Below are 25519 nucleotides of genomic sequence, written 5' to 3' on the forward strand. Positions count from 1 at the left end.
GTCACCCCGCTTCTTCACCGAATAATTCTGCGCGCTTTTAGTGGACACACTAAAGCTGTAGCTTACAGAAAAAGGCTTTTTGGGTCCACCGCTAATGAGCCTTAAAGGCAGGAGAATGCGACAGGGCGTCGCCTAGCGGGTAAAAACGGGGCCTAAGCATAAGCTTGAAGCCCTGTTTAAGCTACTGATTAGTGCAGGTCGAGCACGTCGCGCATGTCGTACAGTCCAGGCTCGCGCCCCTCCAGCCAAAGCGCAGCACGTACCGCACCCTTGGCGAACGTCATGCGGCTGGAAGCCTTGTGCGTGATCTCAAGGCGCTCGCCTTCAGTGGCGAACAGCACAGTGTGATCACCCACCACATCACCACCGCGCACTGTCGCAAACCCGATGGTGTCGCGCGCGCGTGCACCGGTATGCCCCTCGCGGCCATACACCGCCACTTTCGACAGGTCACGCCCCAATGCATCGGCGATGGCCTCGCCCATGCGCAAAGCAGTTCCGGACGGCGCATCGATCTTGTGACGATGATGGGTTTCGATAATCTCGATATCCGCCTCATCACCCAATACGCGAGCGGCCATGTCCAGCAACTTGAGAGAAAGGTTCACGCCCACGCTGAAGTTAGCAGCGAAGACCACCGGGATATCCTTGCCCGCCTCTACCAGCAAGTGCTTCTGCTCAGCCGTCAAACCGGTGGTACCGATGACCATCGCCTTTCCCGCCTTACGGCAGAACGCGAGGTTTTTCAGCATCACCTCCGGCAGCGTGAAATCGATCAATACGTCGAACTCGTCAGCCACCTGCTCCAGGTTGCCGGACAACGAAACGCCGATACGGCCCAGCGAGGCCAACTCACCGGCATCCGCACCGATCAACGTGCTGCCCGGGCGAACGATCGCCGCGGTCAGCCCGGACGCCGGCGAGCGCTGCTGCACCGCTTCGACCAGCGTCTTGCCCATGCGCCCGGCAGCGCCCATTACGGCTATACGTCGCATACTCAATTCCTTACAGGTCGCCGAAGAAGCGCTTCACGCCATCGAAAAAGCCCGTGGTTTTTGGCGAGTGGGAGTCATCACCCGCTAACGAACTGCGGAACTCTTCAAGCAGCTCGCGCTGACGGCGATTCAAATTGACGGGCGTTTCTACCGCCACACGACACATCAAGTCGCCCGCCCCACCACCGCGCACTGGCGCAACGCCTTTGCCACGGATGCGGAACTGCTTGCCGGTTTGCGTGCCTTCAGGGATCTTGAGCTTGACCCGCCCGTCGAGGGTCGGAATCTCCAACTCGCCGCCCAGTGCCGCATCGACAAAGCTGATCGGCACTTCACAGAACAGATGCTTGCCATCGCGCTGGAAGATCGAGTGCTCGCGTACATTGATGACCACGTACAGATCGCCGGTAGGACCACCTTGAGCACCCGCCTCGCCCTCGCCCGACAGACGAATGCGGTCGCCGGTATCCACGCCCGCCGGCACTTTCACCGACAGCGTCTTGTACTCTTCGACACGGCCTTCGCCATGGCAGGAGTCGCACGGATCGGAGATGATCTTGCCCTGGCCATGGCAGCGCGGGCAGGTTTGCTGCACCGAGAAGAAGCCCTGCTGCATACGAACCTGACCGATACCGCCACAGGTCGGGCATGTGATTGGCGAAGAGCCTTTCTTTGCACCCGAACCGTCGCACGGCTTGCAGTTGACCAGCGTCGGTACACGGATATTGACGCTGGTGCCGCGCACGGCTTCTTCCAGGTTCAGCTCCAAGGTGTAACGCAAGTCGCTGCCACGCTGGGCACCGCCACGCTGACCGCCACGGCCACCGCCGAAGAAATCACTGAACACATCGCCGAAAATATCGGAGAAGTTCTGCCCACCAAAACCGGCACCGCCGCCGCCCATGCTTGGGTCGACACCGGCATGCCCATACTGGTCGTAGGCTGCACGCTTGTTCGGATCAGACAGACATTCGTAGGCCTCATTGGCCTCTTTGAACATTTCTTCGGATTCTTTGCTATCCGGATTACGGTCCGGGTGGTGCTTCATTGCCAGGCGGCGGTAAGCCTTTTTCAGGTCCGCGTCGGCGCAGCCACGCTCCACACCCAATACTTCGTAATAGTCACGCTTTGCCATAAGTCTTTGCACTCTTAAGGACGTTCAGCCAGACCCTCCTGAGCCTCGCCAAACTCGTTGAGCCCCAATGCAGGCCCGGACCCAACTCACGTCAATTCAACGATCCTGGTCATTACTACTCTTTAGCCGGCCACCCGACTAAAAACGCGGCATTTACTGCTCGGAAAGCAGGAGCATTCCCGATCACACCGCCAGCATCCGAACGCTGTCGCATACTGTAAAAATTCGCATACCCCAGACACGCCAACGCGGGAGCAAGCTCCCGCGCGGCGACATCCTACCAGTCACCGCTTGTGAGCGGTCAACCGGGCGACCAAGTTACTTCTGGTCTTTGACTTCTTCGAACTCGGCATCGACCACATCGTCGTGCTTGGCTTCAGGCTCTGCTTGTTGTGCAGCACCCTCGGCCGGCTGGCCTTGCTCGGCGTACATTTTCTGAGCCACTGGCGCGGACACCTTCGACAGCTCCTCAACCTTGGCTTCGATAGCGGCCTTGTCGTCGCCTTTGATAGCGGCTTCCAGGGCAACCACGGCAGCTTCGATTGCAGTTTTCTCTTCGGCAGTCACTTTGTCGCCAGCGTCAGCGACCATTTTGCGCGTCGAGTGAACCAGCGCATCACCCTGGTTACGGGCGCCAGCCAGCTCGGCAAACTTGGCATCCGCATCAGCGTTGGCTTCAGCATCACGAATCATCTGTTGAATTTCTTCATCAGACAGGCCGGAGTTGGCCTTGATGGTGATCTTCTGCTCTTTGCCGGTAGCCTTGTCTTTCGCACCAACGTGCAGGATACCGTTGGCGTCGATGTCGAAGGTCACTTCGATCTGCGGCACACCACGTGGAGCTGGTGGAATCTCGGCCAGGTCGAATTTACCCAGGGATTTGTTCTGCGCAGCTTGCTTACGCTCGCCTTGCAGCACGTGAATGGTCACGGCGCCCTGGTTGTCATCGGCAGTCGAGAACACCTGGGATTTCTTGGTAGGAATCGTGGTGTTTTTCTCGATCAGCGCAGTCATCACGCCACCCATGGTTTCGATACCCAGGGTCAGCGGGCTGACGTCCAGCAGCAGCACGTCTTTCACGTCACCGGCCAATACCGCGCCCTGGATGGCAGCACCCATGGCAACCGCTTCGTCCGGGTTCACGTCTTTACGTGCTTCTTTACCGAAGAACTCGGTGACTTTCTGCTGTACCAGCGGCATACGGGTCTGGCCGCCGACCAGGATCACGTCGTTGATGGAACCAACGTCGATACCGGCGTCTTTCAGCGCAATGCGGCAAGGTTCGATGGTGCGCTGAACCAGGTCTTCAACCAGCGCTTCCAACTTGGCGCGAGATATCTTCACGTTCAAGTGTTTAGGGCCGGTTGCGTCGGCAGTGATGTACGGCAGGTTCACGTCGGTGGACATGCTCGACGACAGTTCGATCTTGGCTTTCTCAGCAGCCTCTTTCAGGCGCTGCATCGCCAGCGGGTCACCCTTGAGGTTCATGCCGCTTTCTTTCTTGAATTCGTCAACGAGGTAGTCGATCAGACGGATGTCGAAGTCTTCACCACCCAGGAAGGTGTCGCCGTTGGTGGCCAACACTTCGAACTGGTGCTCGCCGTCAACTTCAGCGATTTCGATGACCGAAACGTCGAACGTACCGCCACCCAGGTCATAAACGATCACAGTGTGGTCGCCTTTGGCCTTGTCCATACCGTAAGCCAGGGCAGCTGCGGTAGGTTCGTTGATGATACGTTTTACGTCCAGGCCCGCGATGCGGCCGGCGTCTTTGGTCGCCTGGCGCTGGCTGTCGTTGAAGTAGGCCGGAACGGTGATCACCGCTTCGGTCACGGTTTCACCCAGGTAGTCTTCGGCAGTCTTCTTCATCTTTTTCAAGACTTCAGCCGAGATCTGCGGCGCAGACATCTTGTTGCCATTTACTTCAACCCAGGCGTCACCGTTGTCAGCCTTGGCGATTTTGTAAGGCACCATCTTGATATCTTTCTGTACGACTTCTTCGTCGAATTTACGACCGATCAGACGTTTTACCGCGTACAGAGTGTTGTGCGGGTTGGTAACAGCCTGACGCTTGGCCGACTGACCGACCAGGATCTCGCCGTCGTTGGCGTAAGCGATGATCGACGGCGTGGTACGCGCGCCTTCAGCGTTTTCGATAACCTTGGCTTTGCCGTTTTCCATGACCGAGACGCACGAGTTGGTGGTCCCCAGGTCGATACCGATAATTTTGCCCATGATTCACTCTCCCGAAACTTGAATTTGGATGCCGCAGCAGTTGTGGCTAACTGCGGTAGCACTTAAACGCTTGACTTATAAATGGGGGCCTTGCGGCGGATTTCAAGCCTGCTCATCAATAGAAGGCGAAACGGGTGCCGGCGCCTTGCTCACCACGACCATCGCCGGGCGCAACAAGCGGCCATTGAGCAAGTAGCCCTTCTGGAACACTTTCAATACGCTGTTAGGCTCGAGGTCATGACTTTCCTGCATCGCCATTGCCTGGTGGTGCTCCGCGTTGAACGGCTCACCGCCTTGCGGATCGATGGCTTCCAGCTGATAACGCTTCAGGGTGTCCTGGAACATTTTCAGGGTCAGTTCGATCCCTTCGCGCATAGGGCGGATGTTTTCGTCGTCCGGGTTGGACAATTCAAGGCCACGCTCCAGGCTGTCAATAATCGGCAGCAGGTCGTTGGCGAATTTTTCCAACGCGAATTTATGCGCTTTTTCTACGTCCTGCTCGGCACGACGGCGGACGTTCTGCAGATCGGCGGCAACACGCAACGACTGATCCTGCGCTGCGGCCAGCTGCTCTTCGAGCACTTGCACACGAGTTCCCAGTTCATCACCGGCAGCCGAATTGGCGTCTGGCGTTTGCGTATCCTGCGTCTGTTCGTCAGCCATAGATTTCTCCTTTCAAAATCATGCGCGAACTCAACTCGCGCTTCTGTTCCGGTATATGGGGCCACAATTTTCAGGTTCAAGGGCGCAGGCGTTACCAAAAGTCTTTCGCATGACTTGGATCATTTCCTGCCTCTACATTCCTAATCGCGCTAAAAAATCACATCGATCAAGCAAATCGAGCTAAGCGTCAGGATTGTCAGCCCAGAACAAAACACTGTATAAATAACCAGACCTAAAGCCTGGGAGCGACCTTCATGCTCGTGCACCTGTCCGTACATAACTACGCCATCGTTGAACATCTGGATCTCGAACTGGATCGCGGCATGAGTGTAATCACAGGCGAGACCGGCGCCGGCAAGTCGATCATGCTCGACGCCCTGGGCCTGACACTCGGCGACCGTGCCGACAGTGGCGTGGTGCGCCCCGGTGCCGACAAGGCCGATATCCTGGCCACCTTCGACCTGGTGGACATTCCCGAAGCCGAGGCCTGGCTGGCCGAGCGCGACCTCAATAATGAAGGGCCGTGCATTCTGCGCCGGGTGATCACCGCCGAAGGACGCTCACGCGGCTACATCAATGGTACGCCCTGCCCCCTTGGCGACCTCAAAGCCCTGGGCGAATTGCTGATCGATATTCACAGCCAGCATGAACACCAATCCCTGCTTAAAACCGACACCCATCGCCGCTTGCTCGATGAGTACGCCGGCGCCACCGAACTTGCCCGCCAGGTTCACCTGGCCGCTCAACGCTGGCGGCAGACGCGCCAGGAACTGGAACGCCTTTCCAATTCCGGCGACGAGCAACGCGCTCGTCACCAACTGCTCAGCTATCAACTCGAAGAGCTGGAAAGCCTGGGCCTGGGCGAGACCGAACTGGAGCAGCTTGAGCAGGAACACAAGAACCTGACCAACGCCGAAACACTGCTGGGTATCTGTCGCCAGGTGATCGAGCAATGCAGCGAAAGCGATTCCGGCAATGTGCTTAACGCACTGACGGCGAGCCTCAATCGGCTGTCCAGCGTGAATAACGCATCCGGCTCACTGAGTGAAGCCACCACATTGCTGACCAGCGCGCAGATCCAGGTGGAGGAGGCGGTCGGCGAGCTGAATCGCTTTCTGGATCATTTCGATGCCGACCCGGCGCGCCTGCAGGAAATAGAAGAGCGCCTGGACACCATCTACACCCTGGCGCGCAAGCATCGAATCCAGCCAACCGAAGTGGCGGCGATGCAGCAAAAACTGCTGGATGAAATCGAAACCCTGAACGCGAACGACGAGTCCATTGAACGCCTCGGCGAAGAACTCGCCTCCTTCGCTCGGCATTATCAGGAAAAGGCTCGCGAGTTGAGCGACCTTCGCCAGCAGGCCGCCACCCGCCTGGCCGGTGCCGTGGAACAGGAAATCCAGCGCCTGGGCATGCCCGGTGGTCGCTTCACCATCCAGTTGAACGCCAACACCAGCCATGAGCTGCAACCCCATGGCCTGGAGCAGGTGGAGCTGCTGGTCAGCGCCAACCCGGGGCAACCGCTCAAAGCCCTGGCAAAGGTCGCCTCCGGCGGCGAGCTTTCACGGATCAGCCTGGCCATCCAGGTCATCACCGCGCAAACCTCGCGCGTACCGACACTGGTGTTCGATGAAGTGGACGTAGGCATTGGCGGGCCGACTGCGGAGATTGTTGGCCAGTTGTTGCGACGCCTGGGGGATCGAGGCCAGGTGCTTACGGTGACCCACTTACCGCAAGTGGCAGCCCAAGGGCATCAGCATTTGTTCGTGCATAAGGTGCGAGGCAGCGACGCGACGCGCACGGCCGTGTCCAAACTGAACAAGTCGGAGCGCGTGGAAGAAGTGGCGCGGATGCTTGGCGGTATTGATTTGACCAAGGAGTCTCTGGCTCATGCGAAGAAAATGGTCGTCGCCGCGAAGGCTTGAGGCGAGCATTTTGCTTCTTATATAAAGCACGAAGGCGACCCTAGGGTCGCCTTCAATCGTTTCGCAGAGCAACTCTGCGTCGATTTTTACTTTTTCTTACGGATGTACAGCACCAGATTATGGTCGACCAAATCGAAGCCATGCTCCTCAGCGATCTTATGCTGCAGCGCTTCGATCTCAGGGCTGGTGAACTCGATTACCTCATTGGTATCCAGGTCAACCATGTGGTCGTGGTGCCCGCCATCGGCCAATTCAAACACTGCATGACCGCCGTCGAAATTATGACGAACCACCAGCCCTGCGGCTTCAAACTGGGTCAGGACACGGTAGACCGTGGCCAGGCCGACGTCTTCATTAGACTCCATCAGCGCCTTGTAAACGTCCTCGGCACTCATGTGGCGCTGCTCAGCAGAATCGAGCATTTGTAGAATCTTGACTCGGGGCAGAGTCACTTTGAGACCGGCTTTGCGTAGTTCGCTATTTTCAACCATGGTTAGCTTTCTCGCGGATGCTGCTTCGCAGCTTCTCTTAATACGGGTATGATCGGCGTTTACGTTGTCCCAGCCAAGATAGTGGAAGTCGCCCACCGATGCAAAACACCAAGCTCTTGCTAACCAGTTTCACCTTTGTGGGACTGCTCGCACTCGCCGGTTGTTCATTCCCCGGGGTTTACAAAATCGACATCCAGCAGGGCAATGTCGTCACGCAGGACATGATAGACCAGTTACGCCCGGGAATGACCCGACGGCAAGTACGGTTTATCATGGGCAATCCCCTGCTGACCGACACTTTCCATGCCGATCGCTGGGATTATCTCTACAGCCTCCAGCCTGGCGGCGGTGAGCGCCAGCAGGAGCGTGTCAGTGTCATCTTCAATGGCAATGACCAGCTTGTCAGCCTGTCCGGTGACTTCATGCCCGGCGTAAGCCGCGATGAAGCGCTGATGGGCAAGGACAGCGGTACCAGCGTGACCGCCCCTGCACAGGAAGCCGAGAAGCCGAAATCCGAGGTGCCGGCCAAGCCAGGCTCCTTGCTGGACCAGATCCAGAAAGACGTCGATGGCGTGGAAACCGTGCCAGTCCCGACGCCACAGCCTCTGGACACCAGCCCGCAGTAACAAGGCGACACTCAACAAAAAGCCCGGCATGCCGGGCTTTTTGTTGCTTGCTGATTTATGAGCTTTGCTGCCTGGCCTTCGCCGCTTTGGCCGCACGCTGCCTGCGCACTTCCTTGGGATCTGCCAGCAACGGCCGGTAGATCTCAATTCGATCACCTGGCTGCACCACACGCGTATCAGCGTCGGCAACCACCTTACCGAAGATTCCCAACGGGCATTCAGCCAGTTCCAACTGCGGGAATTGCTCAGCAATCCTCGACACGTGCACCGCCGCCCTCAGGCTTGTGCCCTCCGGCACCGCCACCGCCAGTAACACTTGGCGCTCAATGGCGGCATGCACCACTTCAATGTCAATCATGCAGCTGCTTGGCTCGCTGGCAGAATGCATCCACCAGCGTATTCGCCGCTTGGTTGAATAAAGGTCCCAACGTCGCCCGGACAATAGGCCCGGCGTAATCGAACGACAGATCCAGGCTGATCTTGCAGGCCTTGTCCGTCAGCGCCTTGAATACCCATACCCCATGCAACTGAGTGAACGGCCCCTCCTGCAGATTCATCTCGATGGATTTTCCAGGTACCAGCACATTGCGCGTAACAAAATGCTGACTAAGCCCACCCTTGGCTACGCCGACGCTGGCCACCATGTACTCATCACCGCCCTCCAACACCTCGGCAGTCGAGCACCATGGCAGGAATTCCGGGTAACGCGCCACGTCGTTGACCAGGTCATAGAGCGCCTGCGCGGGATAGGGCAACAGGGCCGAACGTTGAATATGCGTCGTCATGTGAGCGTTATTTCCACAGCTGAGCGGGCAAACATCGCGAAAGAACAGCCAGATCCGCGAGAGAAAAAAACCAAAGAACTGCCGGCATTGTCCGGGATTCATCGAACACGCTCAAGCACGCAGGTTGACCGTAGCCGACTCGCTCGCAACTCCCTATAATGCCGCCCCTATGGCTAAACAAAAGAAACACCCCACAGGGACCATCGCGCAAAATAAAAAAGCGCGACACGATTACTTCATCGAACATCGGTTCGAGGCTGGTCTGGTCCTGGCCGGCTGGGAAGTAAAGAGTCTGCGTGCCAGCAAGCTGCAGCTGGTCGACAGCTATGTGCTGCTCAAGGATGGCGAGGCATGGCTGCTTGGCAGTCATATCACCCCGCTGACCACCGCGAGCACCCATGTAATTGCCGACCCGGTGCGCACGCGCAAGCTGCTGCTCAACGCCCGCGAGCTGGAAAAACTCGCTGCGGCAGTGCAACAGAAAGGCTACGCCTGCATCTGCTTGTCCTGGTACTGGAGCAAGCACCTGGTCAAGTGCGAGATTGCGCTGGGCAAGGGCAAGAAGGAATACGACAAACGCGATACCGAACGCGAGCGCGACTCCAATCGCGAATTGCATCGCGCGGTGCGCAACAAGGGCAAGGAAGAATAACCTTGTGACCCTGTAGCCTCGGGCAACTCGCCCGAGGCTACATGCCTTTACGTCGCTCCGCCCGGGCCACGCGCTGAACCTCCTGACGCACCTCCTCCAGCACTTCCTGCACATACAGCAGGTGACGTGTTGAAATTTCGCGCGCCTGCTCGGCCCGCCCTTCGATAATTGCCAAATACAGGTCGCGATGCTGACTGATCAGCATGTCGCGGGTCTCGGTGCGCTGCTGATACATGCCGCCAATGTTGGTCACCACGTTACGCTTGAGCAAATCGAACAGCCCACGAATGGTATGCAGCAACACAGCGTTATGGCTCGCTTCCGCAATGGCCAGATGAAACCGCGCATCTGCGGCGCCCTCCTCCACTCGACTCACCTCATCGGCCCGGGCATAACAATCCTGCAACGCTTCGAAAGCCGCCGTCAGCCGCTCACGGTCAACTTCCGTTGCTCGTAATGCCGCGTAATACGCGCAAGAAGCTTCCAGTGTCTGGCGAAACTCCAACAGGTCCCGTTGAGCTTCAGGGTTGTTTTCCAACAGATTCAACAGAGGATCACTAAAGGTCGACCCCAGGGATTCCACGACATAGTTGCCACCGCCTTGACGACTGACCAACAACCCTTTGGCCGCCAGCTTCTGGATCGCTTCTCGCAGCGATGGCCGTGACACGCCAAATTGCTCAGCCAAAGCACGTTCGGCCGGCAAGCGCTCGCCCGACTTCAACGTGCCCTCAAGGATCATGCCCTCAAGTTGCTCGACGATATCGTCAGACAAACGGCGCTGACGCACCTGATCAAACCCCATAACCCACTCTCCACCATCCCGACCACTCGCCGGGGCTTCTATTCTGGCCTATCGCCGCGCTCGCGGCACCTATCAGAACGCCTTCGATTCACCCCATCAGAACAACCACGCCCGGCTGTACGACCAAAGTTTCGCGGGCGGCAAATTGACACACCCCCAACAAGCCTCTTAATCTAGCCAACAGCGGTTGTAAATTGGTATTACCAATTACCCAAGCCATACAAACAACAACAATCAGGGGCCACCCCATATGCAAACCTGGCAACAGCTCTACAGCCCTCTCGGCAGTCTCGGTGTATCCGCACTGGCCGCCGTTATTCCCATCGTATTTTTCTTCCTGGCCCTGGCCGTGTTCCGTCTCAAGGGGCACGTGGCTGGCAGCATCACCCTCGCGCTGTCGATCCTGGTCGCCATCTTTGCCTTCCAGATGCCGGTAGACATGGCCCTGGCTGCCGCCGGCTACGGCTTTGCCTATGGTTTGTGGCCGATTGCGTGGATCATCGTGGCGGCGGTATTTCTCTACAAGTTGACGGTCAAGAGCGGTCAGTTCGAAGTGATCCGCAGCTCGGTCCTGTCGATTACCGACGATCAACGTTTGCAGGTACTGCTGATCGGTTTCTGCTTCGGCGCGTTCCTCGAAGGTGCGGCCGGTTTCGGTGCGCCCGTGGCAATCACCGCCGCCTTACTGGTCGGCCTGGGTTTCAACCCGCTCTACGCCGCCGGCCTGTGCCTGATTGCCAACACCGCCCCAGTCGCTTTTGGCGCGCTGGGCATCCCGATCATCGTTGCAGGCCAAGTCACCGGCATCGACGCCTTCAAGATCGGTGCCATGACCGGCCGCCAACTGCCGCTGCTGTCGCTGTTCGTGCCCTTCTGGCTGGTGTTCATGATGGACGGCCTGCGCGGCGTTCGCGAAACCTGGCCCGCTGCCCTGGTGGCGGGCCTGAGCTTCGCCGTCACGCAATATTTCACATCCAACTTCATCGGCCCGGAACTGCCGGACATCACCTCGGCATTGGCCAGCCTGATCGCCCTGACCCTATTCCTGAAAGTCTGGCAGCCCAAGCGCAGCGCCGGCGCGCAGATCGCCGGTGCCACCTCGAGCACGGCGGTTACCGCCAGCGCTGGCGGCTTCGGCCTGCCGCGCAACACCGTTGTTTCGCCGTACAGCCTGGGGCAGATTTTCAAGGCATGGTCGCCGTTCCTGATCCTCACCGTGCTGGTCACCATCTGGACACTCAAACCCTTCAAAGCGATGTTCGCCGCAGGCGGCTCGATGTACAGCTGGGTATTCAACGTGGCGATCCCGCACCTGGACCAACTGGTGATCAAAGTCGCACCAATCGTAACGAACCCCACCGCCATCCCGGCCGTATTCAAGCTGGACCCGATCTCAGCAACCGGTACCGCGATTTTCTTTTCGGCGCTGATCTCGATGGCAGTCCTGAAAATAGACTTCAAAACTGGTCTTACCACTTTAAAAGAAACCTTCTATGAGCTGCGCTGGCCAATCCTGTCCATCGGTATGGTGCTGGCCTTCGCCTTTGTCACCAACTACTCGGGCATGTCCTCCACCATGGCCTTAGTCCTGGCCGGCACAGGCGCTGCCTTCCCGTTCTTCTCGCCTTTCCTCGGTTGGCTTGGGGTTTTCCTGACAGGCTCGGACACCTCGTCCAACGCACTGTTCAGCTCGTTGCAAGCCACCACCGCGCACCAGATCGGCGTTAACGACACTTTACTGGTAGCGGCCAATACCAGTGGTGGCGTGACCGGTAAAATGATTTCGCCGCAATCGATCGCCGTGGCCTGTGCGGCGACCGGCCTGGTGGGCAAGGAATCCGACCTGTTCCGCTTCACCCTCAAGCACAGCCTGTTTTTTGCCACCCTCGTCGGGTTGATCACCTTGGCGCAGGCATATTGGTTCACCGGTATGCTGGTGCACTGAGACCTGCACGCAATAGGGTAAAAACCGACGCCGGACAACGGTTCCGGCGTCAGCTATTTCTGGAGGACCGATGAGCCTGCCTGCAGCATTCCTGAGCGACGTCGCACAGCTGATTCCGAAGGATCGGCGATTCGACGATCCACTTTCCACCCTCGCCTTCGGCACCGATGCCAGCTTTTACCGATTGATCCCACAGTTGGTGATTCGGGTTGAGTCGGAAGACGAAGTCGTCACGCTGCTGCAACTGGCCCAGCGCGACCGCGTCCCCGTGACCTTCCGCGCGGCGGGCACCAGCTTGTCCGGCCAGGCCATCAGCGACTCGGTGCTGATCGTGCTGGGGGAGCAGTGGAATGGCCGCGAAATACGCGGGCATGGCACGCAGATCCGCCTGCAACCGGGCGTCATCGGCGCCCAGGCCAATGCCTGGCTTGCGCCATTCGGGCGCAAGATCGGGCCGGACCCGGCGTCGATCAATGCCTGCAAAATCGGCGGCATCGTCGCTAACAACGCCAGTGGCATGTGCTGCGGTACGGCACAAAATACCTACCACACCCTGGCCGGTATGCGTCTGGTTCTGGCCGACGGCAGCCGCCTGGACACCGAAGACTCTGCCAGCGTCCAAGCCTTCCGCCAGACCCACGGCGCGCTGCTCGAACGCCTGGCAACACTGGGCCGCGAAACGCGGGCAAATGCCGAACTTTGCGCAAAGATTCGCCACAAATACCGTCTGAAAAATACCACTGGCCTGTCGCTCAATGCCCTGGTGGATTTTGATGACCCGCTGGACATCCTCAGCCATCTGCTGGTGGGCTCCGAGGGCACGCTAGGGTTTATCAGCGCGGTGACCTACAACACGGTGATCGATCACCCGAACAAAGCCTCGGCGCTGATCGTGTTCCCGGATGTCGAGACCTGCTGCAACGCGGTAACTGTGCTGAAAACCCAACCGGTCTCGGCGGTTGAGCTGCTGGACCGGCGCAGCCTGCGCTCGGTACAGGACAAACCGGGTATGCCGGCGTTCGTACAGCACCTGTCGGATAATGCCTGCGCGCTGTTGATCGAATCCCGCGCCGCCTCCCCTTCATTACTGCATGAACACATGGCGCTGATCATGGCCTCCCTGGCAGCGTTTCCGGTGGAGAAACAGGTCGACTTCACCGAGGACCCGCTGGAAAACGCCCGGCTCTGGGCAATCCGCAAAGACACTTTTCCCGCCGTGGGCGCCGTGCGCAAAACCGGCACGACCGTCATCATCGAAGACGTCACCTTCCCGGTTGAACAACTGGCGATTGGCGTTAATCGTTTGATCGAACTGTTCGACAAACACCACTACGACGAAGCCATCCTTTTCGGACACGCGCTGGAAGGCAATCTGCATTTCGTCTTCACTCAAGGCTTCAACAGCGCGGAAGAAATCGCACGCTATCAGGCGTTCATGGACGACGTTGCACAGCTGGTGGCGGTTGAATTCGGCGGCTCGCTGAAAGCCGAACACGGCACTGGCCGCAACATGGCGCCGTTTGTCGAGCTGGAATGGGGCAGCGATGCCTATCAGCTGATGTGGCAGCTCAAGCGCCTGCTCGACCCCAACGGCATCCTCAACCCGGATGTGGTGCTCAGCGATGACCCGCAGATTCATCTCAAGCACCTCAAGCCCCTGCCCGCCGCCGACGAGCTTGTGGATAAGTGCATCGAATGCGGCTTCTGCGAGCCGGTGTGCCCGTCCAAAGGCCTGACCTTGAGCCCGCGCCAACGCATTGTGATCTGGCGCGATATCCAGGCCAAACAACGCGCCGGCGTCGACACTACCGAATTGGAAACCGCCTACCACTACCAAGGCATCGACACCTGCGCCGCCACCGGGCTGTGCGCCCAACGCTGCCCTGTCGGCATCAATACCGGCGACCTGGTGAAAAAGCTGCGCAGCCGCGACGCCGACCGTACGAAAACCGCCGAATGGCTCGCCACCCATTTCGCCACTGCGCTGCAAGGTGCGCGCTTCACCCTGCATGTCGCCAACGGCGCGCGCATGCTGCTGGGAGCGCCGCGCCTGGCAAAGTTATCGGCCACCGTCACCCGGCTGTCCAAGGGCCAGGTCCCACAATGGACCAACGCCATGCCGCAACCGGAAAAAGCCATTCGCTTCAGCCCGGCCGTCACCGACGAGCGACCACGAGTAGTCTACCTGGCGGCCTGTGTCTCACGCGCCATGGGCCCGTCGGCGGGGGATAAAGAGCAAATGTCGCTGTACGACAAAACCCGTGGCCTGCTGGAAAAAGCCGGTTACCAGGTAGTCTTTCCCGACCATCAAGACAACCTGTGCTGCGGCCAACCCTTCGCCTCCAAAGGCTATGCCGAACAGGCAGAGCACAAGCGCCAGGAACTGCTCGGCGCCCTGCTCCACGCCAGCCGTGGCGGCCTCGACCCGATCTATTGCGACACCAGCCCGTGCACCCTGCGCCTGATGCAAGACCTGGGCGAGACACGCCTGGACCTCTACGACCCGGTACGCTTTATCCGCACCCACCTGATGGACCGCCTCGACTTCACGCCGCAAGAGGCGCCGATTGCCGTCCATGTGACCTGCAGCACCCAACACCTGGGTGAAAGCCAAGCGCTGATTGACCTCGCCCGGCGCTGCGCCAAAACCGTGGTCATCCCCGAAGGCATCCACTGCTGCGGTTTTGCCGGCGACAAAGGCTTTACCACGCCAGAACTCAACGCCCACGCACTGCGCACCCTCAAGGAGGCGGTGCAACAGTGCAGCGAAGGCATCTCCACCAGCCGCACCTGCGAGATCGGCCTGAGCCAGCACGGCGGCATCGATTATCACGGTTTGGTGTACCTCGTAGACCGCGTAACCCAGGCCCGCGCCCATTAAGCCTGCAAAAAAACAGAACCCCTGCGCGCCGGCGTAGTCATTTGCATAGGCCTCGACAAACGAGGCTCATCCGTGATGTCGCTGGCAGGCCCCCAACGCCAGCAGCGTCGAGCCCAATCGTGCAAGGAGATACCCTATGAAGCGTTCCGCTCTTGCTGGCTTGTTCATTACCGCTGCGATGCTGGCATCCCCTGTTTTTGCGGCCGGTGAGCCTGACCTGTGCAAAATCAACCTGGACAAAATCAACAACGGTAAAGCGCTGCTCGCCACCGACACCAGTGGCAAAAGCGGCGAGATAGACACTGCGGTCTCCCAAGCCAAAGCGGCGCACGCTGCTGGTGATGACAAGAAGTGCATCGAAATCACCTCCAAGGCCCTACAAGACCTGCAGAACGGCGACAAAGGCGGTCAGTAAGCGATAGGGCCGACCTTCGGGTTGGCCTTTCGTGAAGGTTTGGCGTACACTACACAAGCTTGTCACTCACTAGAAACAACGAGTTACAAGCACGGGGCCGTTTAGGATTCGACGCCGGTCGCGAAACTTTAGGTGCATGCCGAGTTGGTAACAGAACTCGTAAATCCACTGTTGCAACTTCTTATAGTTGCCAATGACGAAAACTACGGCCAGGAATTCGCTCTCGCTGCGTAAGCAGCCTTAGCCCTGAGCTTCTGGTACCTTCGGGTCCAGCAATCACCAGGGGATGTCTGTAAACCCAAAGTGATTGTCATATAGAACAGAATCGCCGTGCAGTACGTTGTGGACGAAGCGGCTAAAACTTACACAACTCGCCCAAAGCACCCTGCCCTTCGGGTCGCTGAGGGTTAACTTAATAGAAACGGCTACGCATGTAGTACCGACAGCGGAGTACTGGCGGACGGGGGTTCAAATCCCCCCGGCTCCACCAAATAAGCTATACAAATCAGGCACTTAGCGTTTATCGCGAGTGCCTTTTTTGTGCCTGAATGGTTGGTTTTGGCTCGGTTATGCCAGCTTAATGATAGCCTCGACCGATTTCGTACGAGGCTTCCCAGGCGAACAAAATTCGCAACGATAAGTCGCTCAAGCGCAAGGATCTGAATGATGCTCGGTGTTGAAGTCTTTGAGGATGCGTACAGAAAACTAGCCAGTCGGTATGCTGGCCTAACATCGGATGTATATCTCGTTCCCTCCAAGCAGATGAGTGAGCACACCGACCTTTTGGACATCTGTAAGGTTAGATACGATGAAAAACTCTACTTCAACGATGACGCAGCTGACTTAGAAAAGTACGGCATAGAAGGGGCGGGAGGGATCACGATAAATTTTCTGTTGGCTGGTAGGGGTCATAGTGCCGTGTTCGTCAACGAAAACTGCATGCCTGAAGGGACTCGAGAAGACCTCGTTTGGCTCTGGAGATACAACTCTCTCCACCACGAGCTGATGCATGCGCTGGACTTCAAAAAACAGAAGAATTTCAACACATCCAATAGGACGATGGACCTTGTGGGCGCTGAGGTTTTTGCTGATCAAAAAACTTTGCTGCACCTAAAGTCTCTTAGCTCCAACGGTTTCATGAAAATCGCGCTGCAATCGTATGCATCGAACGTTAAGACAATGGGCGAGAAGGGCGGAATCAGGACTGATATCTACAACCGGCTGATCAAGAAGATTGACTGCAAGACAATCGACTACTGGTCAACGATGGAGATATAGGAGGGCCCATGAAGCGGGGAGCATCCGATCTTGTACCGACGCCCATTCAACGTAAATCAGGGTCGGTTAGCGCGCCATTGAAGTCGCCATTGGTCGGCTGACCATCTCGTACCGCAATGTGATGCTAGGCGTTTTCTGGCACGACATCTTTCCAAAACATCCAACTGGTGCTCGCTGCGCAGACCGAGGGGGTCGTGCCTCACCTCTGGGTACAGAGCGAATGAGCAAACTTACAATCCAACTGTTCGGGCTGGATAAACTGGGGAATATCGAGCGTACTATGGCTAGGCTGGAACAGGCACTAGTAAGAGGTTGGCGGGGTAGTTGTGATTTGTAAGCGCACAACAAAGCAGTGCAGTACGTGCAGTGCCTTGTTATGCGGTCTGATTGAATCACTTTGCGGTTCACACTAAGGCTGGCAGGCCTAGCTCTTTTAGGAACGCATTGTGTTTTTCCCGTGCCTCCTGAATGGTTTTTTCCAGTGTGACCAGTTCGGCATTCACGATTTGTAAGTCAATCTCTACCTCTGCGCTGGCCGTGCTGATGTAGCGAGAGATATTCAGGTTGTAGTCGTGCTTCTCGATCTCCTCCATCGTCACCCGGCGGGCGTAGCGGGGCTCTTCCTTGCGAAACTGGTAAGTCTCGATGATCTTGGCGATGTTCTCATCCGTCAGCTGGTTCTGGCGCTTGCCTTTAACGAAGTGCTCAGCCGCGTTGATGAACAGCACGTCGTCCGGTTGCTTGCATTTTTTTAGCACGAGAATGCAAACCGGGATACCGGTGGAGTAAAAAAGGTTGGATGGCAAGCCGATCACGGTGTCGATGTGGCCGTCCTTTAGCAGCTTGGTGCGGATGCGTTCCTCAACTCCGCCACGGAATAGCACGCCGTGGGGCAGGATGATGGCCATCACGCCCTCGTCTTTCAGGAAGTGAAAGCCATGCAGCAGAAAGGCAAAGTCGGCAGCCGATTTGGGGGCCAGGCCGTGGTTTTTGAAGCGCACGTCGTCGGCCAGGGCATCGGTGGGCTCCCAGCGGTAGCTGAAGGGTGGGTTGGCCACGATGGCGTCGAACGCGGGTTTTTTGGCGGGATTCAACTCGCGCAGGATGTCCCAGTCGTTGGTCAGGGTGTCGCCATGATAGATCTCGAACTCGGTGTCCTTAACCCCGTGCAGCAGCATGTTCATGCGGGCCAGGTTGTAGGTGGTGATGTTCTTTTCCTGACCGTAAATCTTGCCAATTCCATGCGATCCCATGCGCTTGCGGACATTAAGCAGCAACGAACCGGAGCCGCAGGCGAAGTCCATCACGCTTTCCAGGCGCTGCTTACGACCAGTTTTCGGATCCTGGCTGTCGAGGGTCACGATGGTGGAAAGGATGTCGGAAATTTGCTGGGGCGTGTAGAACTCTCCCGCCTTCTTGCCTGAGCCAGCGGCAAACTGACCGATTAGGTATTCATAGGCATCGCCCAGCGCATCAATGTTCGTGGAGAAGTCCGCCAGACCCTCAGCGATTTTTTGAATGATGCTGCAGAGCTTGGAGTTGCGATCCGTGTAGTTTTTGCCCAGCTTTGGGGAGCTCAAGTCAATTTCCGAGAACAGACCCTGAAAGGTGCTCTCGAAAGACTCGGTTTCGATGTATTTGAAACCCTCCTGCAGTGTGTTGAGCAGTTCACCGTTCTGAGTGCGGGCCATATTGGCAATGCTGTTCCACAGATGCAGCGGCTCGATGACGTAATGCACCTTGCGGCGCATCTGCTTTTCAAATTCGATGATGTCGTCCGGGCTATTGGCGTACCAAAGGGCCAGTGGTACACGTCGATCGTCACCTTCAACCTTGGGGTAATCGCTGCCTAGCTCCTTCTTTGCCGCCGCTTCATAGTTGTCTGACAGGTAGCGCAAGAAGAGAAAGGACAGCATGTAGTCGCGGAAATCATCCGCATCCATGGCCCCGCGCAATTGGTCGGCAATGGCCCAGAGGGTCTTGCCCAGTTGTATTTGGTTTTGTTCGGACATGGTAATTAATTCGCTTCGCTGGAAAACAGCATCTCGTTAAAGGGATGGGTAGCAATAAATGTTCGGAAGATCCTCCGAAAGTGATCTTTGTTCTCGTCCATCATTTCCCTCGGCTCGTACAACGAATAATCGCCGTGACTCATTAAGTCGATGATTCGCTTATGTAGTGTCCTGTCGGGATCATCTTCTTCAACCCTGATGCATTCATTCCAGCTATTCAAACCGAAAAAGTTAGCTGTTTGCTCCATGACGCGGCGCAGCATATTGAAATGGTGTGTGTACAGGGCACCTGACGACAGTAATTCGTTCAGCTCTACCAACGTTGCAAGATGGTGCAGAAATGGCTTACTGGTCGTATCTTCAAGTATATAGTTATCTGACGTTGCTCCCTTTTTGAGGAAGTGCCGATGAGCCTTGTTTTTCAACTCATTGCTTAAGACGTTAAAGAACAGAACGTGATGCGACGAAACAACCGTCCTCGGCCCCTTGTCTGTCCTCGTTAACAACTGTGCTAGATGATTCGCTACCGTGATTGCGTTGTGCTCGTCGAGGGAGGAAATCGGGTCGTCGATATAAATGTATTTTACCCAGCTATAGGTATCCGCTCCGTCCAGGACGAGCTGAACGACAGCAAGAAAGAAGCACCAGATGAAAATATTCTCCTCGCCGCGGGAAACCTTAATGTGTGTTTCCATCTGGGTCCGTTCTTCGAGGGGATTCGCTACATTCTCGTCAAAATTTGGATTCGTCACCTTTCGAGAAAAGATCACCTCCCAATTGTCGGTATCGATTCGAAAATCAAAGTCCGCATAGCGATCGAGGAAGGGACGGATACGGGTTTCCATCTCCAGTTCCCACAGTGCGGTGATGAAACGCGAGTTTCGGTTTATTTTAAGCTTCCGCTCACGATCTTCTTCGAGGTCGTTGTCCCAATAAAAAAGATCTTCGGTGAACGCATTGAAATAAAGGGTGTCAGGCTGATCGTCGACCTTGCCTGAGTCCTTAAAAGTTGTAGAGAGGCGTGTTTTTCCAGTGCCGTTATAAGCGTAGAGAATGACAAATTTTTTGCTCGTCAGCTCTTGGCGCAGATGGGATGCTAAATCCTTTAAATTGGCAAAAGACCGTGGCATTACGCTTCGACCTCTTCTGGCAATGGAAAAATTTTCTGCATCAACCCCTTTTTATGGCTCTTTATGGTATCGAGCTTGCAGCTTTGGGCAACGATCAGATCATCAAGCGACGAGAGGCAGGCGGAAATTTTTTGTTGTTCCAAATCGGATGGCACCAGAATTGGCAGGTTTTTCAAAATACTTCCTGTTATCAATGGTTGTCCTGAACCGAAAATCAGCCTATTTATATTTATTTTTCCTAGATACTGAAAGAGGAAATCAATATTGGTTGAGGGCTTGAGGCTGAGCACAAGAGTGTTGTCAGTTACACCAAACGCACCTTCCGCTTTAGTCAATAGCCCGGCGTTCGCGCCTACCCTGGCGACTAATATTCGCTCACCGCTAAAGCTCGGGTTTTTCGTTTTGCCAATTACACTAGTCGAACCGTAAAGATCAAAGGCTCCATCAGGGTCAAGCTGATCTCGGCCCGATGAAATACTGCTGCAAAGATAGTTTAGTTGGCTCTCGGCCCATGGTTCTCGGAATTCGGAGAAGCGCAGACTAGGTTGAGTTTCTCCCTCACGGGGAAAAAGTTGCTGCATCAGCCCTTTTTTATGGTTCCTGAGTGCGTCAACTTTCCTGGCTTGCAAGGCAAGCAGCTCGTCTACCGAATCAAGGCAATCAGCGATTTTTTGTTGCTCTTTCAGTTCGGGAACACAGATATCTCCTTTGAGAACATCTGCATTATTTACTTTCATGTCATTCTTGGCGCCCTTTTTTACAATGGGCTGCAAATACGAATTTAGGTTGAAATCTCCGGAGAAGAAGTGATCCAAGTACGTTGCAGAGCAACTTTGGAAAGGCCGATAGACGGCATATAGGGTCGAAACGATACCTCGCTTCCCTTTGTTTTCTTTGATTATGCCGAAAGGGTTCCTTTTCAGCGGGCTCTTTGTGTAAACAATGTCACCGTGCTCAACAACGTGATAGTCCTTCACGCTCACTCCCGCATATGAGCGTCCCATAAATTCGATTTGATTGACGCAGCCATGCTCTCCAGACACCGACAGCACATCGCTTGGGCCAAGTTCGAGTGTCCTATTTCGATGTTTCGCCTCAAATAACAATTCGTTGAGTTTCCTAACACGCCAACCCTCCGCGTTTCGAAACTGCGGAAAACGCAGTTTTGGCATCAGCGTGGATTGGCCGTTTTCGCTTTGGCTCGTGCTTTTTGTCTTACTGCTCATACGCGCTGAGTCCTGATATATCGCGGCCTTGGGCACGTTTGCTGAGTAGGGGGTGTAAATCTTCCATGAGGGCCAGTTCGGCCTTGGTGCGGGCTTTCCAGCCAAGCTCCAGCGGGGCCATAAGGTCGCTAAGCTGTTCCCCATCGAAGATCATGCGTTGCAGGATGCTGTCTACAAAGCTTTGTAGGGCTGCGGGGGGCAGGTGGTGTTTGCTCGCGATGGCGGCGAGTTCGACGGAGTCTTTTTCTTTTTTGAACCGGGCATAGCCGTCGCGGATGGCGGTTTCACTCAGACCTTCTCCGGCTTTGAGCGTTGCGATGTAGGCAGCAATGTCCTCGCGTTCGTTCATAAACTTGGCATCGGCCTGGATCAGGCCGATAAGCTGCTCGCGGCTCATCTTCTGCTTGCCCGGACCCTGTTGCGAGAAGCGGGACATGAGCCCCACAATGTAGTCGTAGTCAATGACAGCGGAGGCGAAGAGGACGAACTCGAAATCGAGCTGGTCCACCTCGTCTGCTGTGCCATCTGCGTCTTTACCGCCCTTGCCCTGCTGGGCCTTGATTCGCTGGGCCGTTTCCAGATAAGCGCCGCGAAAGCCGAGCAGATTTTCCTTGGGCAGGATGTGCTCAATAGCGACTGCGTTGTCCTCAGTGAGGTCGGTGTATTGGTCAAGCTGAGTCTTGATTCGCTGCACTTCCTTGAAGCGGCTGATGAAGGCTGCGCGGGCTTCGTCGCCCTTGAGGTTGGGTACAGCCTCGGGGGCGCAGCTGAGGCCCTGCGATTGCATGAAATCGTCCAACTTTTGCACGGCAGCTTGCAGTTTTTCAATAACTACGGGGGCCTTGTCCACCAGCCAGATTTCTCGTGCCTGCGGGCCAGATTTTTCGCCAGAGAACCGAGTGATAGCGGTATCCACAGCCTCTTGCTGCTGGCGGAAGTCGAGGATGTTGCCGTAGGGCTTGGTGCTGTTGAGTACGCGGTTGGTGCGCGAAAAGGCCTGGATCAAGCCGTGGTACTTGAGGGGTTTGTCCACGTAGAGCGTGTTCAGGTATTTGGAATCGAAGCCGGTGAGGAGCATATCCACCACGATGGTGATGTCGATTTTCTGCGCGTGCGGGTGGTCGGTATTGGGCCACTGTTGGTCTTTGATGCGCTTTTGCACGTCCTGGTAGTAGAGGTCGAAGTTACTGACGCTGTGGTTGGTTCCGAAGCGGTTGTTGTAGTCGGCAAGGATGGCCTTCAGCGCAGCCTTTTTGCTCTCAGGGTCTACCTCGTTGTCTTGCTTTTCCTGCGGTAGGTCTTCCTGAATCTGCTTCACATCAGCATCGCCCTCGGCGGGCGGCGAAAACACGCAGGCGATGTTAAGCGGCCGAAAGTCGGGGTCGGCAAGCTGCTTGGCTCTTTGCAAATCGGCAAACAGTCCGTGGTATTCGATGGCATCGTTAATGCTGGCGGTGGCGAGGATGGCATTGAAACGGCGCTGGCCGGTGGCCATGTCGTGCTTGGCCAGGATAGCTTCGATGACCGCTCGCTTGGCCAGGCCCTCGCCGGGCTTGGGTATCTTTTTGCCTTCTGGCTTGAAGTAATCGATATGGAAGCGCAGGACATTTGCGTCTTCAATGGCGTGGGTGATGGTGTAAGCGTGCAGTTGCTTCTGGAAGAGTTCCTCTGTTGTTTGGTACCAGGCCTGCTGGTCTTCCACCTTAACGCGGGAGGCATTGTCTTCAAAGATGGGCGTGCCGGTGAAGCCGAATAGTTGGGCCTTGGGGAAGAAGGCTTTGATGGCCTTGTGGTTCTCGCCAAACTGGGAGCGGTGGCATTCGTCAAAGATGAAGACAATGCGTTTGTCGCGCAGCGGGGCCAGCTGCTCTTTGTAGGTGAGCTGATCGTTCCTTTTGCGCTGCTTATTGCGCTTGCTGTTTTCATCCAGGGCGAGGCCGAGCTTCTGGATGGTGGTGACGATGACTTTGTCGGCGTAGTCCTCGGAAAGCAGGCGACGCACGAGTGCTCCGGTGTTGGTGTTTTCCTCGACGCAGCCCTCTTGGAACTTGTTGAACTCCTCGCGCGTCTGGCGATCGAGGTCTTTGCGGTCCACCACAAAGAGGCATTTCTCGATGTCAGGGTTGTCCTTGAGCAGGGTTGAGGCTTTGAAAGATGTGAGCGTTTTGCCGCTGCCGGTGGTGTGCCAGATGTAGCCGTTGCCGCAATTTTGATGGATGCAGTCCACGATGGCCTTGACGGCATAGACCTGATACGGGCGCATCATCATGAGCTTTTGCTCGCTGGCAATTAGCACCATGTAGCGGCTGAGTATTTGGCCGAGTGTGCATTTGACGAGGAAGGTCTCGGCGAAGCTGTCGATGTGAGTGATTTTCTTGTTCACCTCGTCGGCAAACTGGTAGATGGGTAGAAAACGCTCGTCGGCGTTGAACCCGAAATGGCGGGCGTTATTGTTGGCGAAGTACCAGGTGTCAGTGCGGTTGCTGACGATGAACAGCTGGAGAAAGCACAGCAGGGTTTTGGTATAGCCGTTGCCGGGGTCGTTTTTGTATTCGACGATCTGCTCCATGGCTCGCCGTGGGCTGATACCAAGCGTCTTCAGCTCCACTTGTACGCACGGAACACCGTTGATGAGGATGAGAACGTCGAAGCGGTGGTGGCTGTTGTCGGTGTTAATGCGCAGCTGGTTGACGACCTCGAAGGTGTTTTTGCACCAGTCCTTGATATTTACCAGCGTGTAGTTTAGCGGGGTGCCGTCTTCGCGGGTGAAGGCATTACGCTCGCGAACGGTGCGGGCTGCGGCGAAAACATCGGGAGTGACGATCTCGTCGAGCAGGCGCGCGAATTCGCCATCGCTGAGGTGAACGCGATTGAGCGCTTCGAATTTTTCGCGGAAGTTGCGCTCCAGTGAGGCGCGGTCTGTGATATCTGGGCGGTAGGTATATTTGAGCTCAACTAGCTTGTCGATAAAGCTTTGTTCGATTTTTTGCTCACTCATTGATGGTGCTCTGCAATCTTCATATGGCCAGTAGTAAAACATGACTATTGTGAATCTCCACGTGCCAACCGGAAAAGGGCCTGCAGTTGAGCTGCGCGGAGATGCAGAATCCATGGCGCTTGGCCAGGACCATGCTGTTCTTGTCGTAGCCGCTACCGATCAGTCCGGCCACCTGAATGTCGCGACCCAGGCATTGGTTGAGCACGGCTTCGTCGCGGTCGGCGATGCCAGCATCCGTGTGTGTGGAGGCCGGCCAGATGATTCTCAGCTTTATTTAAAGGGCAACCGTCTGCTTTTGGCCGGTTTCTGCCTGTTGCCACCTTCCGACTCGGATCGATTGCTACCCGTTGTCCCGACTGCTGCGAGAAGATCACTGCTTATCATGGATGCGAAGCAAGGTTTTCAGATCGAATACAGGCGGGGATAACGGAGTGCTATCTCATGAGGTATTCCATTTGGTATTCCAATCAAAGCACAAAAACAACATTAACTATAATAATCAATAGGATAAGTTACCGCTTCAGATTACCCCGGCCCACCATTCGAAGCATCGACAAAACTCGCCTTGTACGGGTTTTGCTATTTCTGGGCTTTAAAAATCCCAGCAGACGGGCCTTCAGAATTTTCCTTCAACATACCACGCCCTCGATGAACTGGCACACCCTGCTCCATCACGCTACCTTTCCCACGTCGCTGCTCATCAGCGACCGGCTTTGACAGGCCGAAAAGTGTAACCTTTCACACCCCTTGGTAAGACGGCATGCTCTACGCATTCCGCCTCGTTCATGGTGGCTGTGCGTGGGGCATCTTCGGGTGCGCCGGGTTCCTACACTTCCGGTCTGTCAACCCGCGTACAGCTGCCACCCAATCCTGTTTGACAGCAGGGGGCGGTAGCTCCTTAAACAGTGTGGGAGTTTCATCATGAAAAAGATCACCCCCAATCCCCCAACAACCCTCTTCACCCTCGCCCCAGACATCCCCGCCGAAACCCTCCTTATCCAAGCCAGTGAAACCCTCGCCTCGCTGAACGCCATGACCACCGATCTGGCCTTTGAACTGGAAGGCTCGCAGCGCCAAAAGCTGCTGGGTGCTCAGCAACTGATCGTGCTGGGTGAGTTGCTGCTGGAGCGGATGCTGGACGCTCAGTTATTCACGATGCAGCCCCCTGGCGCAAATCCATAAAACATCCCTGTCAGTTGAACGACCAACCCGTACCTGTGGCGAGCGAGCCCCCTCGCCACAGGTACGCTATTGAACCCCGCCGCTCCGCCGCCTCCTGTGCCCCGTCAACCAACCGCTCATAGACCCCATCGATCAAC

General features: G+C 56.3%; 20 protein-coding genes, 1 other RNA gene and 1 pseudogene. 9 read left to right on the top strand and 13 right to left on the bottom strand.

What is annotated here, in order from left to right:
- Positions 1-188: 188 nt before the first annotated feature.
- The 4 genes from dapB to grpE all read right to left on the bottom strand — a co-directional run bounded on the left by dapB (position 189) and on the right by grpE (position 5028).
- The gene (gene dapB, locus C4J91_RS23350) at positions 189-995 is read right to left on the bottom strand and encodes a 4-hydroxy-tetrahydrodipicolinate reductase (protein WP_124364446.1); all 807 of its coding nucleotides are present in this window, start codon (positions 993-995) and stop codon (positions 189-191) included.
- 10 nt (positions 996-1005) lie between these two features.
- Positions 1006-2130: a molecular chaperone DnaJ gene (gene dnaJ, locus C4J91_RS23355; RefSeq protein ID WP_124364447.1), complete on the bottom strand. Its 1125-nt coding sequence runs from the start codon at positions 2128-2130 to the stop codon at positions 1006-1008.
- Positions 2131-2448: 318 nt separating this feature from the next.
- Positions 2449-4365, bottom strand: a complete 1917-nt coding sequence (gene dnaK, locus C4J91_RS23360) for a molecular chaperone DnaK (protein ID WP_124364448.1) — start codon at positions 4363-4365, stop codon at positions 2449-2451.
- Positions 4366-4467: 102 nt separating this feature from the next.
- Positions 4468-5028 (bottom strand): nucleotide exchange factor GrpE, encoded by a 561-nt coding sequence (gene grpE, locus C4J91_RS23365; protein WP_057725007.1) that lies wholly within the window; start codon positions 5026-5028, stop codon positions 4468-4470.
- A gap of 254 nt (positions 5029-5282) precedes the next feature.
- On the opposite strand from grpE, the gene recN reads away from it, so the two are divergent.
- The gene (gene recN / locus C4J91_RS23370; protein WP_124364449.1) at positions 5283-6956 is read left to right on the top strand and encodes a DNA repair protein RecN; all 1674 of its coding nucleotides are present in this window, start codon (positions 5283-5285) and stop codon (positions 6954-6956) included.
- A gap of 86 nt (positions 6957-7042) precedes the next feature.
- Here recN and fur read toward each other — a convergent pair whose 3' ends face one another.
- Positions 7043-7447 (bottom strand): ferric iron uptake transcriptional regulator, encoded by a 405-nt coding sequence (gene fur, locus C4J91_RS23375; protein ID WP_003194220.1) that lies wholly within the window; start codon positions 7445-7447, stop codon positions 7043-7045.
- A 98-nt stretch (positions 7448-7545) separates the two neighbouring features.
- Between fur and C4J91_RS23380 the strand changes: the two genes are divergently transcribed.
- On the top strand, positions 7546-8073 hold the full coding sequence (locus tag C4J91_RS23380) for an outer membrane protein assembly factor BamE (protein WP_124364450.1): 528 nt from the start codon (positions 7546-7548) through the stop codon (positions 8071-8073).
- A 55-nt stretch (positions 8074-8128) separates the two neighbouring features.
- Here C4J91_RS23380 and C4J91_RS23385 read toward each other — a convergent pair whose 3' ends face one another.
- Both C4J91_RS23385 and C4J91_RS23390 read right to left on the bottom strand, forming a co-directional pair.
- Positions 8129-8431 carry an RnfH family protein gene (locus C4J91_RS23385; protein ID WP_124364451.1) on the bottom strand — a complete coding sequence of 101 codons (303 nt, stop codon included), beginning with the start codon at positions 8429-8431 and terminating at the stop codon, positions 8129-8131.
- Positions 8424-8858: a type II toxin-antitoxin system RatA family toxin gene (locus C4J91_RS23390; protein WP_124364452.1), complete on the bottom strand. Its 435-nt coding sequence runs from the start codon at positions 8856-8858 to the stop codon at positions 8424-8426. Before C4J91_RS23390 ends, C4J91_RS23385 begins: the two co-directional genes overlap by 8 nt.
- A gap of 169 nt (positions 8859-9027) precedes the next feature.
- Between C4J91_RS23390 and smpB the strand changes: the two genes are divergently transcribed.
- On the top strand, positions 9028-9510 hold the full coding sequence (gene smpB, locus C4J91_RS23395; protein WP_003176160.1) for an SsrA-binding protein SmpB: 483 nt from the start codon (positions 9028-9030) through the stop codon (positions 9508-9510).
- Positions 9511-9547: 37 nt separating this feature from the next.
- On the opposite strand, the gene C4J91_RS23400 is transcribed toward smpB, so the two are convergent.
- Entirely contained in the window at positions 9548-10315 is a 768-nt protein-coding gene (locus tag C4J91_RS23400; protein WP_124364453.1) for a GntR family transcriptional regulator, read from the bottom strand.
- Positions 10316-10565: 250 nt separating this feature from the next.
- Here C4J91_RS23400 and C4J91_RS23405 point away from each other — a divergent pair, with 250 nt between their 5' ends.
- The 5 genes from C4J91_RS23405 (at position 10566) to C4J91_RS23425 (ending at position 16834) form a co-directional block, all read left to right on the top strand.
- On the top strand, positions 10566-12260 hold the full coding sequence (locus C4J91_RS23405) for a lactate permease LctP family transporter (RefSeq protein WP_124364454.1): 1695 nt from the start codon (positions 10566-10568) through the stop codon (positions 12258-12260).
- Positions 12261-12330: 70 nt separating this feature from the next.
- The gene (locus tag C4J91_RS23410) at positions 12331-15141 is read left to right on the top strand and encodes an FAD-binding and (Fe-S)-binding domain-containing protein (RefSeq protein WP_124364455.1); all 2811 of its coding nucleotides are present in this window, start codon (positions 12331-12333) and stop codon (positions 15139-15141) included.
- A 136-nt stretch (positions 15142-15277) separates the two neighbouring features.
- Positions 15278-15556 carry a hypothetical protein gene (locus C4J91_RS23415; RefSeq protein ID WP_124364456.1) on the top strand — a complete coding sequence of 93 codons (279 nt, stop codon included), beginning with the start codon at positions 15278-15280 and terminating at the stop codon, positions 15554-15556.
- 93 nt (positions 15557-15649) lie between these two features.
- Positions 15650-16046, top strand: a transfer-messenger RNA (tmRNA) gene (gene ssrA / locus C4J91_RS23420).
- Between the two features lie 176 nt (positions 16047-16222).
- Positions 16223-16834, top strand: a complete 612-nt coding sequence (locus C4J91_RS23425) for a hypothetical protein (protein WP_124364457.1) — start codon at positions 16223-16225, stop codon at positions 16832-16834.
- 404 nt (positions 16835-17238) lie between these two features.
- On the opposite strand, the gene C4J91_RS23430 is transcribed toward C4J91_RS23425, so the two are convergent.
- The 5 genes and pseudogenes from C4J91_RS23430 to C4J91_RS27910 form a co-directional block, all read right to left on the bottom strand.
- On the bottom strand, positions 17239-18846 hold the full coding sequence (locus C4J91_RS23430) for a type I restriction-modification system subunit M (protein WP_124364458.1): 1608 nt from the start codon (positions 18844-18846) through the stop codon (positions 17239-17241).
- 5 nt (positions 18847-18851) lie between these two features.
- Positions 18852-19976, bottom strand: coding sequence for an AAA family ATPase (locus tag C4J91_RS23435; protein ID WP_124364459.1), 1125 nt, complete (start codon positions 19974-19976; stop codon positions 18852-18854).
- Positions 19976-21202, bottom strand: a complete 1227-nt coding sequence (locus tag C4J91_RS23440) for a restriction endonuclease subunit S (protein ID WP_124364460.1) — start codon at positions 21200-21202, stop codon at positions 19976-19978. Before C4J91_RS23440 ends, C4J91_RS23435 begins: the two co-directional genes overlap by 1 nt.
- Entirely contained in the window at positions 21192-24200 is a 3009-nt protein-coding gene (locus tag C4J91_RS23445) for a type I restriction endonuclease subunit R (RefSeq protein ID WP_124364461.1), read from the bottom strand. Before C4J91_RS23445 ends, C4J91_RS23440 begins: the two co-directional genes overlap by 11 nt.
- A 19-nt stretch (positions 24201-24219) precedes the next feature.
- Positions 24220-24438, bottom strand: a pseudogene (locus C4J91_RS27910) (hypothetical protein); the annotation flags it as partial.
- Positions 24439-25121: 683 nt separating this feature from the next.
- On the opposite strand from C4J91_RS27910, the gene C4J91_RS23455 reads away from it, so the two are divergent.
- Entirely contained in the window at positions 25122-25382 is a 261-nt protein-coding gene (locus C4J91_RS23455) for a DUF6124 family protein (RefSeq protein ID WP_124364463.1), read from the top strand.
- The last annotated feature ends 137 nt before the right edge of the window (positions 25383-25519 follow it).

The organism is Pseudomonas sp. R3-52-08, assembly GCF_003851745.1.
GTDB lineage: Bacteria > Pseudomonadota > Gammaproteobacteria > Pseudomonadales > Pseudomonadaceae > Aquipseudomonas.